The sequence below is a fragment of the Chelativorans composti genome, from assembly GCF_039541695.1.
GTDB lineage: Bacteria > Pseudomonadota > Alphaproteobacteria > Rhizobiales > Rhizobiaceae > Chelativorans > Chelativorans composti.
On the sequence record NZ_BAABGS010000035.1, the window covers coordinates 1 to 3,021 of the forward strand.

General features: G+C 60.2%; 4 protein-coding genes. All 4 read left to right on the forward strand.

Annotated features, from left to right (window positions below):
* The first annotated feature begins 105 nt into the window (after window positions 1–105).
* Window positions 106–690, forward strand: a complete 585-nt coding sequence (locus ABD906_RS09880; protein ID WP_345099255.1) for a hypothetical protein — start codon at window positions 106–108, stop codon at window positions 688–690.
* 158 nt (window positions 691–848) lie between these two features.
* Window positions 849–1,016, forward strand: coding sequence for a hypothetical protein (locus ABD906_RS09885; protein WP_345099256.1), 168 nt, complete (start codon window positions 849–851; stop codon window positions 1,014–1,016).
* Between the two features lie 914 nt (window positions 1,017–1,930).
* Window positions 1,931–2,575 carry a helix-turn-helix domain-containing protein gene (locus ABD906_RS09890; protein ID WP_345099257.1) on the forward strand — a complete coding sequence of 215 codons (645 nt, stop codon included), beginning with the start codon at window positions 1,931–1,933 and terminating at the stop codon, window positions 2,573–2,575.
* A gap of 14 nt (window positions 2,576–2,589) precedes the next feature.
* Window positions 2,590–3,021 (forward strand): ABC transporter substrate-binding protein (locus ABD906_RS09895; protein WP_345099258.1); only part of this gene is annotated, 432 nt, incomplete at its 3' end.

Below are 3,021 nucleotides of genomic sequence, written 5' to 3' on the forward strand. Positions count from 1 at the left end.
TCGAGCCTTCGGTTGGCAGCGTCGGTGACAGCTACGACAACGCGCTGGCCGAGACGATCAACGGGCTCTTCAAGGCCGAGGTCATCCACCGTCGGGGGCCCTGGCATGGAGTGCGATGGGAATAGGTGGTGGCCAGTTTTTCGTTCGGAGCCGGAGAGGGTTAAGCGGCGAATACTTATTGAAGAAGTTCACCGTGGGGCGATTGCTTTCGCACGCGACTTACGTAGGTACTATTCAAACAACATCGACGAAATTTTCATAGATTCGAATTTGGCGGAACGTGTATTCGAATCGTTCAGCACACATCCAGCAGCGATTGATGCAGCAATGTTTGTGGGCTGTCAGGTAGAAGACGCGGTGGGAGGGGCTGAGAAGAGATACATTATTTCGCCTAATGTGAATGATCCAATTGAACGATCGGTGTGGCGAGCAGGGGCTTTGGCCTTACAGAAGTCGGGGAAGAATGGCACCGGAAGAAGGCCGGATTCCGTCGCCAGCACGAAGGAGGCGGATAGCATCACCATGAATAGTGTTGGTAGTAGAATCGTATTAGAGAAGCTTGAGAAGCGGATCGTGGAAACATTTTTGGACGGAAAGAAGCGTCGCAAGTATGAGCGAGATCGTGACGCGTTCTTCCAAGATTCGAAATCCAAACTGGCGAAAGCCTGGTACAAGCTTACGGCGGCTTAGTATGGTGAAATGGAGAGAGGTCACCGAGCAGAGAATGAGCATGGCGAGTTACTCGCCATGCTGGACGCCTGTCGAAGCTGCGGCCTAGGACGGTGAAACGGATCGCGAACGAACGGCGATGGTTGATGCCCTTGAGAAGCACGTAGGAAAGGTGGACGTTGCGCATAACCGCCAGCGTGGAGGAAATCTTCCACTTCGCCTACATCGAGGCGTCCCGCTACTATAGCCCGAAGCTTGGCAGGGCCTGCGAGATCGAGGATCTGATCGCGTATCTCGCTGAGAACACCGGCTTCAGGAAGAATGATGGGGACCGAATGGCCGCGTGACGCTTTACCTGCCCGCCGTCCGTGCCGGCTCACCTCCGGTGGCGGGTCGGCTGGAGGGCCGGCCAGCCGGAAGGCGGAGCGGGCGCGGCGGGCCGAACGAATCGGAGTGTCCGGGGCGGGGGAATGGGAACCTTTTCATGAGAACGGCGGACCGGACGACGGATCGCCGCATGATGCTGTGTAGCCTCGGATCCGGTCCGTTTCGGAACGTGCCGGGAGCGGCAGACAAAAGGTCGCAGCCTGCTGCGCCGATGCTCCCGTGCAGGCTCGTTAGCCCCGTTTACACGTGTCACCGGGGCAGTCCGAGGCGGACAGAATTGCAATTTCAGGTTGAAATGCGGGAGTCGGCATCTGTCCCGAGGCCTGGGCTCGAAGAAGCCTGTGGTTGAGGCGGTTTCGGGAGAAGAAAGCCCTGGTTTCTCACCCGGAATGAAGGAGACGGCGGGAAGGCGGTGACGCCATCGGGACCCTCGTGGCGGGGGGCTGCTGCCGGTCCGCCAGGCGCGCGCGGCACGCCTGCATGGCGCTGATGACGGGCCTGCTGTCCAGGCATTCCGGTCGCCGGTGGCTTTGCCCGGCCGTTGCGCGCTTCTGCCATTGGGCGAGCGCCGTCATGAGCCGGCAAGCGCCCAGGGTCCTGGACGCATGGCGCCTGCCCATGCTCGCGATGGGACTGTGCGAACGTGGCCCGGTCTGAATTGTGTGGCGGCGGATGATGACACAACCTGCGCAACTGCAGGGTTGTCTTGTCAGAAGGTTTCAAATCTGAGCCTATAATCGATTGAACGACCCGGGCCGGACCGATCGTGTTTTCCCACAGAGTCGGCTTTCCACCTTGACGGAAAATTTTAGTCCGGCTTCAATTTTAGTCGCACTAAAAAATGACGGGGAAGGGGATGAATGAACCGCATCGGATGAAAGGCAATGAGACGACCGACCCGGTTCCGCTCGGCGTTCGCCTGCGGGAGCGGCGCCGTCAGATCGGGCTCACGCTGAAGGATGTGGCGGATGGGGCCGGGCTTTCGGTGGGGTTCATATCCCAGATTGAACGCGGGATTGCGTCCCCGTCGCTGTCGTCGCTCGTTGCAGTGACCAGGGTCCTGGGCGTTGATGTGGGCGAGTTTCTGTCACAACCGCGCATTGAATCCCCCCTTACGCGGCACAATGAGCGCCCAGTGTATGCCATCGGCGGAAACCCGATGACCTATGAGCGTATATCGGCGAGTTTCCCGGGCGCGGTCCTGCACAGTGTGATCATGCACGAGCCGCCGGGCCATCGAAACCCGCCCATCACCCACGAAGGTGAGGAGATCATGTTCGTCCTCGAAGGGACGATCACCGTCGAGCTCGATGGCGAAATTACAATTCTGGAGAAGAACGACTCCATTCACTTCCACTCTTCCCGCCGTCATGCGACGTGGAACCATTCTGACCAGCCCGCGACGATTCTGTGGGTCGGTACGATGGATGTCTTCGGCGAGCATCCGGCCACGAATGAGACGCGGGCCGCGGGGGCGGCAGCGCACGGTTCAGACAAGCAAACGAAGAGCGACACATAAGGGGGATTATCATTATGCGCTCAGCCAGACTCTTCGCACTAGCTCTCATGGGGGCAACGGCCCTTGCCGGTCTCGCTGCGGGACCGGCCGCGGCCCAGACCGTTCTGCGGCTCGATGAGGTCGCCGTCGGCGAATTGGACCCGGCCAAGGCCACCGACTATGCCGACTCCATTCTGATGTTCAACGTTTACGATACGCTGGTGCTGCCGAAGCAGGGCGAACCCGGCTATGCCCCGCACCTTGCCGAGGGCTGGGAGGCCGATGGCAACGACTTCGTCTTCACCCTGCGCAAGGACGTCAAGTTCCAGAGCGGCAATCCGCTCACCGCCAGCGACGTGGTGTTTGTCAACGGCGGTGCAAAATCCGGCCACGCGGCGGCGCAAAACCAGGCCAGGTGGCAGTGGCCTGCGCCATGGCGCGCGCGCTTACCAATAGCTGGCGCGTGC

Bases quoted from the DNA above. Each gene is read 5' to 3' on its own strand.
- ABD906_RS09880 (WP_345099255.1), top strand. From the start codon at position 106: ATGGAGTGCGATGGGAATAGGTGGTGGCCAGTTTTTCGTTCGGAGCCG.
- ABD906_RS09890 (WP_345099257.1), top strand. From the start codon at position 1,931: ATGAAAGGCAATGAGACGACCGACCCGGTTCCGCTCGGCGTTCGCCTG.